13 protein-coding genes are annotated in these 14,056 nt (G+C 60.7%); 9 read left to right on the forward strand and 4 right to left on the reverse strand.

What is annotated here, in order from left to right; genetic code table 11:
* The first annotated feature begins 67 nt into the window (after positions 1-67).
* The 8 genes from IB267_RS18955 to IB267_RS18990 all read left to right on the forward strand — a co-directional run bounded on the left by IB267_RS18955 (position 68) and on the right by IB267_RS18990 (position 11,512).
* Entirely contained in the window at positions 68-928 is an 861-nt protein-coding gene (locus IB267_RS18955; RefSeq protein WP_192449287.1) for a shikimate dehydrogenase, read from the forward strand.
* Between the two features lie 29 nt (positions 929-957).
* On the forward strand, positions 958-2,847 hold the full coding sequence (locus IB267_RS18960; protein ID WP_192448981.1) for a bifunctional sugar phosphate isomerase/epimerase/4-hydroxyphenylpyruvate dioxygenase family protein: 1,890 nt from the start codon (positions 958-960) through the stop codon (positions 2,845-2,847).
* Between the two features lie 343 nt (positions 2,848-3,190).
* Positions 3,191-3,712 (forward strand): MgtC/SapB family protein, encoded by a 522-nt coding sequence (locus tag IB267_RS18965; protein ID WP_192449288.1) that lies wholly within the window; start codon positions 3,191-3,193, stop codon positions 3,710-3,712.
* Positions 3,713-3,892: 180 nt separating this feature from the next.
* Positions 3,893-4,447 carry a biliverdin-producing heme oxygenase gene (locus tag IB267_RS18970; RefSeq protein WP_192448982.1) on the forward strand — a complete coding sequence of 185 codons (555 nt, stop codon included), beginning with the start codon at positions 3,893-3,895 and terminating at the stop codon, positions 4,445-4,447.
* A complete protein-coding gene (locus IB267_RS18975) occupies positions 4,389-6,995 on the forward strand; it encodes an HWE histidine kinase domain-containing protein (RefSeq protein ID WP_192448983.1) in 2,607 nt (868 codons plus the stop codon). The genes IB267_RS18970 and IB267_RS18975 overlap by 59 nt, the downstream gene beginning before the upstream one ends.
* Before the next feature lie 29 nt (positions 6,996-7,024).
* Positions 7,025-9,166, forward strand: a complete 2,142-nt coding sequence (locus IB267_RS18980) for a hybrid sensor histidine kinase/response regulator (RefSeq protein ID WP_192448984.1) — start codon at positions 7,025-7,027, stop codon at positions 9,164-9,166.
* A 574-nt stretch (positions 9,167-9,740) separates the two neighbouring features.
* Positions 9,741-10,121 (forward strand): BA14K family protein, encoded by a 381-nt coding sequence (locus IB267_RS33995; RefSeq protein ID WP_371742594.1) that lies wholly within the window; start codon positions 9,741-9,743, stop codon positions 10,119-10,121.
* 170 nt (positions 10,122-10,291) lie between these two features.
* The gene (locus IB267_RS18990; RefSeq protein ID WP_371742568.1) at positions 10,292-11,512 is read left to right on the forward strand and encodes an NAD(P)/FAD-dependent oxidoreductase; all 1,221 of its coding nucleotides are present in this window, start codon (positions 10,292-10,294) and stop codon (positions 11,510-11,512) included.
* A 77-nt stretch (positions 11,513-11,589) separates the two neighbouring features.
* Here IB267_RS18990 and IB267_RS18995 read toward each other — a convergent pair whose 3' ends face one another.
* From IB267_RS18995 to IB267_RS19010, 4 genes are all read right to left on the reverse strand, one after another.
* The gene (locus tag IB267_RS18995; RefSeq protein WP_034803410.1) at positions 11,590-11,796 is read right to left on the reverse strand and encodes a CsbD family protein; all 207 of its coding nucleotides are present in this window, start codon (positions 11,794-11,796) and stop codon (positions 11,590-11,592) included.
* A 353-nt stretch (positions 11,797-12,149) separates the two neighbouring features.
* Positions 12,150-12,749 carry a general stress protein gene (locus tag IB267_RS19000; RefSeq protein WP_043621578.1) on the reverse strand — a complete coding sequence of 200 codons (600 nt, stop codon included), beginning with the start codon at positions 12,747-12,749 and terminating at the stop codon, positions 12,150-12,152.
* A gap of 22 nt (positions 12,750-12,771) precedes the next feature.
* Positions 12,772-13,092 carry a PepSY domain-containing protein gene (locus IB267_RS19005; protein WP_192448987.1) on the reverse strand — a complete coding sequence of 107 codons (321 nt, stop codon included), beginning with the start codon at positions 13,090-13,092 and terminating at the stop codon, positions 12,772-12,774.
* Between the two features lie 158 nt (positions 13,093-13,250).
* Entirely contained in the window at positions 13,251-13,502 is a 252-nt protein-coding gene (locus tag IB267_RS19010) for a hypothetical protein (protein ID WP_043621874.1), read from the reverse strand.
* Between the two features lie 199 nt (positions 13,503-13,701).
* Between IB267_RS19010 and IB267_RS19015 the strand changes: the two genes are divergently transcribed.
* Positions 13,702-13,971 carry a putative zinc-binding metallopeptidase gene (locus IB267_RS19015; RefSeq protein ID WP_210335904.1) on the forward strand — a complete coding sequence of 90 codons (270 nt, stop codon included), beginning with the start codon at positions 13,702-13,704 and terminating at the stop codon, positions 13,969-13,971.
* The last annotated feature ends 85 nt before the right edge of the window (positions 13,972-14,056 follow it).

Raw genomic sequence — 14,056 nt, forward strand, 5'->3', positions numbered from 1 at the left:
GCGACGCCGCGGCGGGCCGAAGGCTGGTTGCCCTTTGCAACGGGCTCGGAAGATGGAAACACAAACAATGTCCGAAACGCTTGTAAGACCCTTGAAGGCGGGCCTGATCGGTGCTGGCATCCAGGCCTCGTTGACGCCTGCCATGCACGTGGCTGAAGGTGCAGCTCAGGGGCTCCGCTATGCCTACGAGCTGATCGATCTTTTCGAGATCGGCGCGACGGAAAATGATCTGCAGCGGCTGCTCGCCGACGCTGAGACGCAGGGGTTTTCCGGTCTCAATATCACACATCCGTGCAAGCAGGCGGTCATTGCCCATCTCGATGAACTGTCGCCGGACGCCCAGCGGCTCGGTGCCGTCAACACGGTCGTGCTCAAGGGGGGGCGAAGATATGGCCACAACACCGATTGGTGGGGCTTTGCCGAAGGCTTCAGGCGAGGTTTGCCCGATGCAGACCTGTCTACGGCCGTGCAGCTGGGAGCAGGCGGTGCGGGCGTCGCAACAGCCTATGCCGCGCTTTCGTTCGGTCTAAAGCGTCTCATAGTTTTCGATCGCGAGCCGGAACGGGCGCGATTGCTGGCCGCGATGCTGACCGCCCTGTTTCCAGACGCGGATGTTACCGCCGGAACGGACCTTTCTGTTGCCATGCGATCGGCATCCGGGTTGATCCACGCCACGCCGACCGGCATGGCCAACTATCCCGGAGTGCCGCTTGAGGTCGAGCTTCTCGATTCGCGCCACTGGGTCGCCGAGATCGTCTATTTCCCGCTCGAGACGTCGCTGCTTTCAGAAGCAAGGCGACGCGGATGCCGCACGCTCGACGGTGGAGGAATGGCGGTATTCCAGGCAGTTGGCGCATTTCGCCTGTTTACAGGTCTTGAGCCCGACACAATGCGGATGCTTGCCCATTTCAAGGCACTGACCGGCTGAACCCCGAAGAATTCAGCGAGGAGCGAGTGATGAAGACCTCGATAGCAACGGTTTCGCTCAGCGGCGACCTCAAGGACAAGCTGCGTGCGATCGCCAAGGCGGGCTTTGCCGGTGTGGAAATCTTCGAGAACGATTTCCTAGCTTTTGATGAAAGCCCGCGTCAGGTCGGCCGCATGGTGCGAGATTTCGGCTTGGAGATCAGTCTGTTCCAGCCGTTCCGGGATTTTGAGGGCATGCCGGAGCCGTTAAGAGCCCGAACGTTCGACCGTGCCGAGCGCAAGTTCGACTTGATGGAGGAGCTTGGCACCGACCTCGTCCTTGTCTGTTCCAATGTCTCGCCTGCCGCCGTTGGTGGCATTGACAGGGCAGCAGCGGACTTTAGCGAACTCGGTGAAAGGGCCGCAAAACGGGGCCTGCGCGTGGGTTACGAGGCGCTCGCCTGGGGGCGCCATATCAGCGATCATCGCGACGCCTGGGAGATCGTCCGGCGCGCTGATCACCCGAGTATCGGGTTGATCCTCGACAGCTTTCATACGCTGTCGCGCAAGATCGAGATCAACTCGATCCGCTCGATCCCAAAGGAGAAGATCTTCATCGTCCAGTTGGCCGATGCCCCACTGATCGACATGGATCTGCTGTATTGGAGCAGGCATTTCCGCAACATGCCGGGCGAGGGAGACTTGCCGGTCACCGACTTTACCCGCGCAGTGGCGGCGACCGGTTATGACGGCTACTTGTCGCTCGAAATCTTCAACGACCAATTTCGTGGCGGCAACCCCAGTGCGATCGCTGTCGACGGATATCGTTCGCTGATCTATCTCGGGGATCAGGTCAAGCGCGCCGAGCCGGATACTCGTTTGCCGGTCCCCACAATGCCTCCTCGCGTAGACGTGAGAGATGTAGCGTTCGTGGAGTTCAGTGCCTCGGCAGAGGAGGCAGGCGAACTCGAAGCGTTGCTCGTTTCAATCGGCTTCGCGAAAACAGCACAGCATCGGACGAAACAGGTGGTGGTTTATCGCCAGGGCGCCATCAATTTGGTGGTCAACACCGAGCGCGAAGGCTTTGCCAGCGCTTCCTATCTTGTCCACGGCACGTCCGCCTATGCCTTCGGCCTCATGGTGGACGATGCTGCCGCCACGGTAGAAAGGGCGCGGGTGCTTGGAGCAGAACCGTTCGAGCAGCCGGTTGGCCCAGGCGAGCTCGTGGTTCCGGCGATCCACGGCGTGGGCGGAGGGCTCGTCTATTTCCTGGACGACAAATCCGAGCTCTCCAAGATCTGGGAGATCGAGTTCGAGCCAGTGCGAGACGGCGGCTCGGTCATCGCTGCCGGACTATGCTCCGTCGATCACATCGCTCAGACCGTCAAATATGAGGAAATGCTGACCTGGCTGCTCTTCTACACATCGCTACTCGATGCTCATAAGACGCCGATGATCGACATCGTCGATCCGGCAGGCATCGTTCGCAGCCAGGTCGTGGAAAATGACGCTGGAACGTTGCGTCTGACACTGAATGGCGCGGAAAACCGCAACACGCTGGCCGGCCGGTTCATCGCCGAAACCTTCGGTTCCGGCGTCCAGCATCTGGCCTTTGCCACCGACGACATTTTTTCGACCGCGCAGGCCTTGCGCGCCAATGGGTTCAAGGCGCTACCGATTTCGCCAAATTACTACGATGACGTCGAAGCGCGTTTCGGCCTCGACGTTCAACTCATTGAGAGGCTGAAGTCCGAAAACATTCTCTACGACCGTGACGAGGACGGCGAGTACTTCCAGCTCTACAGCCCGACCTTTGGTGAAGGGTTTTTCTTCGAGATCGTCGAAAGGCGCGGCTATCGCGGCTACGGAGCCGCTAATGCGATCTTTCGCATTGCAGCGCTACGAAAGTACCTGAGACCCGATGGATTGCCAAAAAACTGACGGTCCGACGATCGTAAAACCAACAGCGGGTGGGGGTAGCGGCAAATGGGCTGAAGGCGGCGCCCGGTTTTGTCGGACGGGGCAGGGCTCAACCAGCCGGATCGTACGAAATCGAGATCAAGCCGGAACGCTGTAGGAGCGCGTTCCGACTGCCGCGTAAATGGCAAGGACGTCGACCTCTCTTGTCGTGCCTGATGCTCGAGGTGCGTGTGAAGCGTCGGACCATCGGCCGGTCGAGAAGACACTATTTCGACTTTTGGGCTGGCCATTTTCATCTGCGCTCATATCTAGCCGGGCACTTACATCGTTCAAGGAGGCGCGAGTGAACGACTGGCTGATATCGATGGGCGTGGAACTGGACATCCTTCCGCATCTCATTGCCTTGATGGTGGCTTACGTCCTCGCGCTACCGATCGGTTGGGATCGTGAACAAAACGAGCGGAGCGCTGGCCTTCGCACCTTCCCGCTGGTCGCCATCGCCTCATGCGGTTTTATCCAGTCAGCAGAAACGATCACACTCGGCAATGCAGAGGCCACGGCCCGCGTGGTGGAAGGCCTGATTAACGGTGTCGGTTTCATCGGAGGCGGAGCGATCCTCGTTGGGAAGCTCGGCACTCGCGGGACCGCCACGGCTGCGAGCATTTGGGCAACCGGCGCAATCGGCGTTGCTGTCGGGCTTGGGTCCTACGATACCGCCATCGTGCTTTCGATCGTCACGTTCGCGACACTCCGGTTTATGACGAATTTCAAGTCGCCAAAAAATGAGGTCCTGGCACCGGGGGACACCCACCAGGTCAATACCAGTCCAATATCTGCGTCGCAGCCCGAGGCGTCACGGGTCGAAGAGCCCGGCGTTCGCGTGTGACTGCCCCTTGAAAGCCGTCTAGCTTTGACGTTCCAGAGTCTCGCCGCTTGCAGCTATCCCTCGAAAATTGAAGGCAATTCCCTTGTCGCAGTCATGGTGATGCCCTAGTTCCTGATGCGATTTTTGGTTTTTCGCACGTGCTGCGAAACAGGCAGTATCTTATGATTGGGCGGAGGGTGCATGCGCGGCAATGAACGCGTTGAATTGAGGAGCAGGACGCGGGAAGCGCATCAGCGGGTAGATGCTGCGGTCGGCACGCTTAGCACCCTTGAGGATTATCGTCGCTACGTGGCGCACGTTTTGCCGTTTCGTGTGACAATGGACGAAGCGCTGCAGAACGTCTCCTGGCCTGAAGGCTGGAATTGGCAGCCGTCCGCGGTTGCAGAGTTGCTCGCTCAGGATGCGCGCGATCTCGGCGTGCCGCCGGTCCGCCATGCGGAGCCTGATTTCGATCTTTCCGATCCAAGCGCACTGCTCGGTGCTCTCTATGTAGTGGAAGGGTCGTCTCTCGGTGCGCGGGTGTTGCGTCAAAGGGCGTTGAAGCTTGGGCTCGATGAAACCTTTGGTGCGAGGCACCTTGTTTCGATGGCAAGTGACACGACCCGGTGGCCATCGTTCCTTTCCCTCCTGGAGGGAACACCTAATTATGATGTCGGGCGGTCCGTGGTCGCGGCAAATGCCGTGTTCGCGCTCGCCCTTAGTTGCTTTGAAAGTACGTCCCTTGCCGCCAGCTGAACCCGTAAACCTTGAGACTTGCGACAGGGAGCCCATTCATATTCCCGGCAGCATCCAGCCGCACGGCTGTCTTGTGGCCTGCGACATCGGTTTCACGAGGATTGAGCGGATGTCGGCCAACGCTGCCGAAATGCTCGCCTGGGACGACGATCTGCTCGGGCGCCAGCTTGCCGACGTGCTGGGTCCAAAACTGTTGCATGATCTGCGCAATGCGCTTGCGGCCGCGGGGGCGGCTTCACGCCCGGCCCTCATGCTCGACGTCGCTTTTGGCGACCGCGTGTTCGACATTGCCGTCCATCTGCACAAGTCGGCCGTCATCATCGAATTCGAGCCGGCCCCGTCTATCGGTCAACCCTTGCATATTGCGCGCGAGATGATCGGCCGCATCAAGGACCTTACCGACGTTGACCGTCTTGTGCAGCGCGCTTGCCGGATCGTTGCCGGTACGATTGGCTATGACCGCGTGATGATCTACCGCTTCGAGCAGGACGGATCCGGCAAGGTGGTCAGCGAGGCGAAACGGGCCGACCTTGAAAGTTTTCTCGGCCAGTATTTTCCAGCAAGCGACATCCCGCAGCAGGCGCGTGCGCTCTATCTGAAGAACACCATTCGCGTCATCTCAGACGCAAGCGGCGCCCGCGTCCCCGTCGAGCCGGTCCTGGACGGATCGGGCGAGCCGTTGGACCTCAGTTTCGCGCATCTTCGCAGCGTCTCGCCCATCCATTGCGAATACTTGCGCAACATGGGCGTCGCTGCGTCGATGTCGATTTCGGTTGTTCTGGACGGCCAGCTCTGGGGGTTGATCGCCTGCCATCACTATTCGCCGCGCGCACTGCCGATGGCCCAGCGCGTCGCTCTCGAAGTGTTCGGCGAATTTTTCTCGCTGCACCTGAAATCTCTGAAGGAACGGCGTCGGGTGGCGGCCGTCGCCGGCACACGCCAAGCGCTCGACCGCTTTCTCATTCTGTCGTCCCATCACGAGGATGTCGGGGAACTGCTGCGCCAGAGTCTGCGTGAATTCTCGCAGTTGCTGGCAAACGACGGTATCGGCGTCATGGTCGACGGCAAATGGGCGGGGATCGGCACCGCTCCGCCGGACGAAGAAAGAGCCGCCCTTCTGGACTTCATCCGCACCGTCAGCGAAGGCCGCGTCTGGGCGACGCACGCCTTGTCTCAGAGATTCCCGGAGGCTTCGGCCTACAGCGAGCGGCTTTCAGGCGTTCTGGCCATTCCCCTTTCGCAGACCGGCTCGGATTGCCTGCTGTTCTTTCGCAAGGAGTTAGTCCAGACCCTCAACTGGGCTGGAAACCCTGAAAAAACCTATGAGGCAGGTCCTCTCGGCGACCGCCTCACGCCGCGCAAGAGCTTTGCGATCTGGAAGGAAACGGTCAAGGCGCAGGCGCAGCCATGGTCGGAGGCCGAACGCGAAATCGCCGAGATCGTCCGGGTCGCAATTGTCGAGGTGGTGCTGCGGCACAACGAGCTGATGGCGGGTGAGCGGCGCAAGTCCGAGGTTCGGCAGCGGATGCTGAACCAGGAGCTGAGCCATCGCGTCAAGAACATCCTCGCTGTCATCAAGTCGCTGGTGACGAGCCCGCAGCAGCACAAGAATTCGCTCGAAGAGTATGTCTCGACCCTGCAAGGTCGCATCGAGGCGCTCGCCGTCGCGCATGACCAGGTGGTGCGCGGCGATGGTGGCGGCATACTCGCTGACCTGCTTGAGGCAGAGCTTCAGCCTTACCGGACAAAGCTGTCGACAATCACGCTCGAAGGTCCTGCCGTCTGGCTCGACAGCCGTGCCTTTTCGGTAATGGCGCTGGTGTTTCACGAGTTGGCGACCAATGCCGCCAAATACGGCGCGCTTTCGGTGACGGCTGGCGAAGTGGAGGTGCGCTGGACGATGACCGGCCAGGATTGCGACGTCTCCTGGCGCGAGCGAAACGGTCCTCTCGTCACTCTCCCGTCGCGCAGGGGCTTCGGCAGCGCGCTCATCGAGCGCAGCGTTCCCTACGATCTTCATGGACGAAGCTCCGTCCGCTTCGAACCATCAGGGCTTGAGGCAGAGTTCAGCATCCCGTCCCCACACGTCAAACTCACCGGGTCAGGTCCGACAATGGCAACATACATGGTCGGCACCGCCGCCCCAGAACAGAGCGGCCTTATCCGTGCAAACCCCAGGATCATGATCGTCGAGGATCAGATGCTCATCGCGCTTGATCTCGAGGCAATGTTGTCGGACGAAGGGTTCTCGGAGGTCTCGACCGCGAGCTCTGTCCAGCAGGGCATGGCACATATCGAAAGAGCTGCTCCGGAGCTGGCGATCCTCGATATCAATCTCGGTCAGACCAATTCGTTCGGGATCGCCGCCGAGCTCATGCGCAGGGGCATCCCATTCGTGTTTGCGACGGGCTATGGTGAGGGTGCGGATCTGCCGCCGGAACTCGTTGGCGTGTCGATCGTGCGCAAGCCATACAGTCGAAGTGCCATGGTCGGAGCACTTTCATTGCTGTGGGACGAGACCCATCGGGATGCGCGCAAAGCGCAGTGACGCGAGCGAGGGAAGGAAAGACTAAATCGATGTCCGACATCCAATCGTTGTCTCGCGAGCAACTCGAAGAAGAGATCCTGGGGTTGAGAGCCTTGCTGCAGGAAGGTGTCAGCGAGAAGAAGGCTGACGCCGGCGATGATGCGCGCGAGGCACGCTACCGTGCGCTGTTCGAGGCAATTGACGACGGTTTCTGTATTATCGGCTTCATCGACGGACCGCATGGCCCGCTCAGCGACTACGTGCACCTCGAAGCCAATTCCGGCTATGGGCGACACACAGGCATCTCGAACATCATCGGCAAGCGGCTTCGCGAAATCGAGCCCGATAACGCCGATGTCTGGCTGGATATCTACGGCAGCGTGTTGCGCACTGGCAAACCGGTGCGCTTCGAGCAGGAGTTCCAGTCGGTCGCCAGGCACATCGAGGTTTCCGCCACGCGCATTGAGCCGGAAGGCCTGCGTCAGGTTGCGGTGCTGTTTCGCGACGTGACGCAAAGAAAGAAAGCCGAAGTGGCGTTGCGCGAGAGCGAAAGCTACGCGCGCGACAACGTCCAGCGCGTGCAGATGGCGATGGCGGCAGGGGCGATCATCGGCACGTGGCTCTGGGACGTGCCTTCCGACCGCTTCACCGTCGACGAAGCATTCGCGGCTGCATTTGGGTTCGAACCGGGGCAGGGGCGTTCGGGTCTCAGCCTTGCCGATATCGTCGGCGCCGTTCACCCCGACGACCAGGAACGGGTCACCGCCTCCGTCAAAAACGCCCTGGCAAAAGGCGGAGCCTATGCCCAACAATACCGGACCCGCCGCGAGGACGGGTCATATCGCTGGCTCGAGGCGAACGGTCGCGTAGAATGCAGCAGCGACGGTGTTGCGCTCAAATTTCCCGGCGTCCTTATCGATATCGAGGAACGGCGCGCCGTCGAGGCCGAACGTGACGATGCCCTTGCGGCCCTGCGCACCCTCAACGAGACGCTGGAACAACGGGTAGAGGAACGCACCGCGGCACTGGTTCAGGCTGAAGACGCCCTGCGCCAGGCGCAAAAGATGGAGGCCGTCGGACAACTGACCGGTGGGCTGGCGCACGACTTCAACAACATCCTCGCCGGTATCAGCGGCAGCCTCGACCTGATGAAAACGCGGCTGGCCCAGGGCCGCGTGAGTGAAATCGATCGTTACATGACGGGCGCACAAGGAGCGGTGAAACGGGCCGCCGGCCTAACCCAGCGCCTCCTTGCTTTTTCCCGCAGGCAGACGCTCGATCCCAAGCCGTCGGACATCAATCGCATCGTTGCGGGCATGCAGGACTTGATCAGTCGCAGCGTCGGCCCTGGGGTGGCGGTCGAAACGGTCGGGGCCGGAGGACTGTGGACGGCCTTCGTCGATGTCGGCCAGCTCGAGAACGCTCTGCTCAATCTTTGCATCAATGCCCGCGACGCGATGCCGGATGGTGGGCGCTTGACGATCGAGACGGGTAACCGATGGCTCGACGAACGCGCAGCGGCAGAACGGGGATTGCTGCCGGGGCAATATGTTTCCTTGTGCGTCAGCGACACCGGAACCGGAATGTCGCCCGATGTGGTCGCCCGCGCCTTTGATCCGTTCTTCACGACGAAGCCGATCGGCCAGGGTACGGGGCTCGGCCTTTCCATGGTCTACGGATTTGCCGGCCAGTCCGGTGGTGCCGTGCGCATCTATTCCGAGGTGGGCAAGGGCACGATGATCTGCATCTATTTGCCCCGCCACGCGGCCGAAGACCATAGCCCCGACATGCCAGTCGAAGCGGGGCCTGCGCCTGCGGCGTCCGGCGTGCACACCATCCTGGTCGTGGACGACGAGCCTCTGGTCAGGATGGTCGCGGTCGAAATCCTCGAAGAGCTGGGCTACGAGGTGCTGGAGGCGAGCGACGGTCCTTCTGCCCTTAAGATACTGGACGCACGCCCCACCATCGATCTTCTGGTTACCGACGTCGGGCTGCCGAATGGCATGAACGGACGCCAGCTTGCCGATGCGGTGCGCGTCCAGCGTCCCGGTCTTAACGTGCTCTTCGTGACAGGGTACGCGGAGAACGCAGTGCTCAACCACGGGCACCTCGACCATGGTATGGAAGTGGTCACGAAACCCTTCACCGCTGATGTGCTGGCGCGGCGGGTCGAAAGCTTGATCCGCCAATAAAAGCAGACCTGGCGCGCCAGGCGTCCTTGCATTTCACTGGTGGATCGCCGACTGCGCGCAGTCGGTCGACAAGGCCGCATCGCCAAGTCCGCGCTTTTCGGGATTTCAAAGCGCTCGATCAGCCCCATTCTGGTCAAGCTGCGCCCTTGGTCTGAATTTCATCCGACGAACGACGGAAGCGGGAACAAAAAATCGGCCTCGGCATTTAGCTGTCGGCGACCACGGTCGTCGCGGCAGGCATTTTCGTTGGAAATTCAACCGTTTTCCGATTTTGCGCCGATACCAACAAGCATTCCCAGTGGCGGACGGAGGGGGCAAGACCATGAAAGCGATAGGATCGCTGGCATTTGGCATCGCGTTGTCGGTTTGCGCCAGCGCCGCGGCTGCATCGGTGGCCTCACTCGTGCTGGCGGAGCCCACCGAACGTCCTCTGCTCAAGGCGGCTTCAGCTCCAGACCTTTGGACCGCAACGCCGGTGCGGATCGATCGGAGCCAGCAGAACTACGAGCGTTTGCCGCCCGTCTATTCCAGCTACGTTACGAACCCGGTTTCAGTGAAGCTAACGTCGCGGCGTATGGCAACCACCGCTCCAAAATGGGCGTCCTCTCGTGCCGGCCTCTCGACAGCCCACCTCGATTGGTGCTCGAGTCGCTACAAGTCCTATGACCCAGAAACCAACGCGTACCGTGCGTATGGCGGGCAAATGCGAGCGTGCCGGTCGCCCTACGCGGCCAGCCATCCGACGAACGAGAGCCGGACGGCGCAAATCAATCGGCGGTTTGTGGGCTACGCGACGGCCGATCTGCGCATAGCATCGTGCGTCCGCTATCAGTCGTATCGCGCCGCTGACAACTCCTACCAGCCATACAGCGGTACTCGCAGGCCTTGCCTGCATCCATCCCAAGACGCGCGTCTCGAAGCGAGCAACGGCGTGTGGCCCGTGTCAGGGCGATGAGCGGCCCGCGCTGTTATCTGCGGCACGAACACTTGTCGGCGGGGCTCCTCTCTTCCGGGAGTTGCGACGCCCGCGGCATGCAAGGGATCCGGAAATGTACAAAGCCCAAAGCGGAATGAGGCGCATTCGTCCGGCTATGCGCCATCTACCGGAACATGGAGACGCCCCAGTTGGAGGAGATTACACGAAAGCGCAAACTGCGGGCCAACCGGCCGCTGTGGTCCAACACGCCTCATATCAAGGTTACCGCGCAAAGTCGGATCTGCGCCGACAACGTCGACGTGCTGATCGTCGGCGCGGGCATCGGTGGAGCGCTCATGGCATTGGCCCTTGCCAAGCGAAACATGAAAATTCTCGTCGTCGACCGCCGCGGGCCGGCGAAGGGCAGTACCTTGGCGAGCACCGCAATGATCCAGCACGAGATCGATGTGCCGCTCCACCGGCTCACCACGATGATTGGACAGGACAAGGCGCGGCGGGCTTGGCAACGCTCGGCAAAAGCGGTGGAAACACTGATCACAGTTGTCGACACTCTCGGGATCGACTGTCGCCTTGAAAGGAAGAAGTCTCTCTATTTGTCCGGCAATGACTATGGTGCCCGAGCGCTTCGCCTGGAAGCCGACGCGCGGCAGACCGCCGGCATTTCAGCAAGGTTTCTCAAGTCCGCTTGCTTGCGCGACGAGTTCGGTCTCAATCGCACCGCGGCAATCGAGTCCGATGTTTCTGCAGCCGCCAATCCGGCGCAATTGACAGCCGGGTTGTGGCATAAAGTACAGGATGACGGCGTCTCGCTCGTTGCCGATACCGAAATCACGGATATTCGCAGCGTTGGCGAATGGAACGCTGTCGCGACCTCGCACGGTGAAATCATCCAGGCCGGGCACGTTGTGTTTTGCACCGGCTACGAGTTTCTCGACGCCGTGGCCGACCAAGGCCATCGCATGGTATCCACCTGGGCTCTTGCGACCAAGCCGCATCACCCGCGGCCTGACTGGCTCAAGAACCATGTCGTTTGGGAAGCATCCGATCCCTACCTCTATTTTCGCTCGACGATGGATGGTCGTCTGATTGTTGGCGGGGAGGACGAAGAAAGTGACACGGCCTTTGCCGACCCTTCAAAGCTCAAGTCGAAATCCAAGACCCTGCGCGCAAAGCTGTCGGCGCTCCTGGACGTAGAAATTGGCGAACCGGACTACCTTTGGGCTGCGCCCTTTGGCACGACCGCTGACGGCTTGCCGATCATCGGAGCCGTTCCAGGTTTCAACAATGTCTATGCTGTGATGGGCTACGGCGGAAATGGCATCACCTACAGCCAGATCGCTGCCGAGATCGTGTCGTCAGCTATTCTGGGCCACCGCGATCCGGACAGCGAACTGTTCGCTTTTCGCTGAGTTCGACGCCGGACCCCAAATCAAAAAGGCCGCCGGAACGGCGACCTTTGAAAGTTAAAGCACGAGCGCATCTTGGCTCAATGGAAACGCTGGTTTGAATACCAGTCGTCGATGTCTTTCCTTGCCTGATCCTTGGCATATCCGTAGCGCTCCTGGATCTTGCCTTCGAGCTGCTCACGCTTGCCGTTGATCTGGTCGAGGTCGTCGTCTGTCAGTTTTCCCCACTGCTCCTTGACCTTGCCCTTGATCTGCTTCCAGTTTCCTTCGACACGGTTCCAATCCATCGAGGACACTCCATTGTTGTTTCAGGTACATTTCTGAAACGACTGAACCTCGCAGTTGTTCCGTTTTTCGTCGAAGTTGTCGTGGGCAGAGCGGTGGGGTCGGTCGACGAGGCCTGGTCGGCAAGATGGTCGATAAAATGCTGCGGCCAGGCAGCAGATGCTGCGCGCAAACTCGACATCTGGGGAGGGGATTCGTACCTGGGAGGGGCTCGATCTTTATCACGGGGAGTAAATCGGGCGAGGGGGCCTGAGGAAGAACAAGGTGCCTTCGGCCGACAAAGTTATCCGTTGCCAGCGGACCATGCTGGCAACGGGCGAGCTTAACACACCGAGAAGATATCCAGAAAAAGGCGTCAGAGCCTGTAGCGCCGGCGTTCTTCTTCGACCTCGTCGGCCGTGTAGGGGGCGAGGGTCGGGTCAAAGCGGCGCCAGCCTTGTTCGGCATAGGACGCTCGGCGCTGCACCGGGTCGACCCAGCTACCGCGCCGCAGGATCGCTTCCGCATCCGCCTGGAGCGCGTCGTCGACCCGTGCCGTGACGACGGCGCCACCGCGGCGTACGCCCTCGGCATAGACATGGGCGTGTTCTTCCGAAACGCCCGAATCCGTCATCGCACCGATGATGCCGCCGGCGGCGCCACCGGCAACCGCGCCGGCCGCCGCACCAGCTGCCGTCGCGGCAAGCCAACCAGCTGCGACCACCGGCCCGACACCCGGAATGGCCATGACCCCGAGACCGGTCAACAGGCCACCAATGCCCCCGACTGCAGCGCCGACACCGGCGCCCGTGCCGGCGCCTTCGGCAGCATTGCTGTCTTTTTCGCTGCCATAGCGATCGCCGACATTGTTGGAAACAATGCTGATGTCGTCGGAGGGAATGCCGCGATCTTCAAGCGCCGATACTGCGGCGCGGGCGTCGGCATAGTCGTCAAAAAGTCCACTAACGGTTTTCATTGGGATTTCCTCGCTTTTGGAATTAGTTGGCTACAATGTTGCCCTGATAGTCGAGGGCGAGTTGCACGGACTTGCCGTCCTTCGATGCGGTTGCGCGCCAGACGCCCTTGTCGTCGAGCTTGAGCCCCGTCACATCGCTGTAGCCGGCCTTTGTGAGCCGATCTTTTGCCTGCGCTTCGGTAAAGCTGTTGGCGCCGGCAACGGGAGCCGTCGGGTTGGTCGTGTCGGGCGTGGCAACCGCAGGCGTATCGCCGTTCGCGGTGGCGGGAGGCGTTGCAGTCTGCGCGAGCGCGCCAATCGTCGATGCGCCGAGGAAGACCGCGGCGAGCAGCAATTTTTTCATGATCTGGTTCCTTGTTCGTGGCCTTCCCGGCCAAGGCGTCTCGATTTGCGGGGACTTAAGGTCCGAGGGGCAAAACCGATTGCGCCCGAATTCATTTCGACTGGCGTTCGGCGGGAGCACTGCGCCTTGGCGCAGTGAGAACCCGTCCGAACGGAATGCTACATGGCGTCCATGCCCTTGATGGCATTGTCGAGATGCGACGTGCACTTCTCCATGTCGTTCGCCATCATGGCATCCCTCGCCATGGTCAATTCCTTCGTGGACTCGATCTTCTTAGCCCCGTCGGAAATCTGTGCGACCTGTTGTTCAGCCTTGGCGATCGAGGCTTCGTCGCAGACGACCTTCTGCTGTGCGAGGACCGGGCTGGCGAACGCCGCGACGAGGGCGAGAGTAACAATCGGTTTCAGCATTGTGATCTTCTCCATGGGCCGATACGACACCGGCCTTCACGGCGATTGAACGGCAGAACGAGCCGATCTGTTCCCTCTTCGGGGCGCCGAAAAACGAAGTTTTTTCAAGGAACTTCCGCGCGTCTTCGGCGTTTGATGCGCGCGCAGCTGTTTTGCCCGATCGATGCAAGAACCTCTGCCAGACGGGCGCCTCTGGACGATGCGCGCCGCCACGATGGCCTTTATCGGCGCCTTGGGCGGCGCGAGTGGACGTGAGATATGCGCCTCTACCAATTTGCGGGAAAGGAACGACCACGCCGGTCCACCTGTCAACTGGCAAGGCAACTTTATTTCCGCCTACGCAAGCTGTGATCCATCTGAAGACATTGCAAAAAGCCCGGCGAACTTGTTTCACATCGTCGACGCGCGAAACGACAAGATCCTTTGGACCGTTGATCGCCACGATGAACTCGAAGCAGAGGGCGACTAACCCTTAAAGGGGGCTCGGCGCAGCAATTGGTCCTTGGGTTCCGGTGGATCTCGCTTCCAACGCCCTCCTAGGGACCATGGGCAAG

The sequence above is a fragment of the Ensifer sp. ENS09 genome (genome assembly GCF_014852425.1).
Classification (GTDB): Bacteria; Pseudomonadota; Alphaproteobacteria; order Rhizobiales; family Rhizobiaceae; genus Ensifer.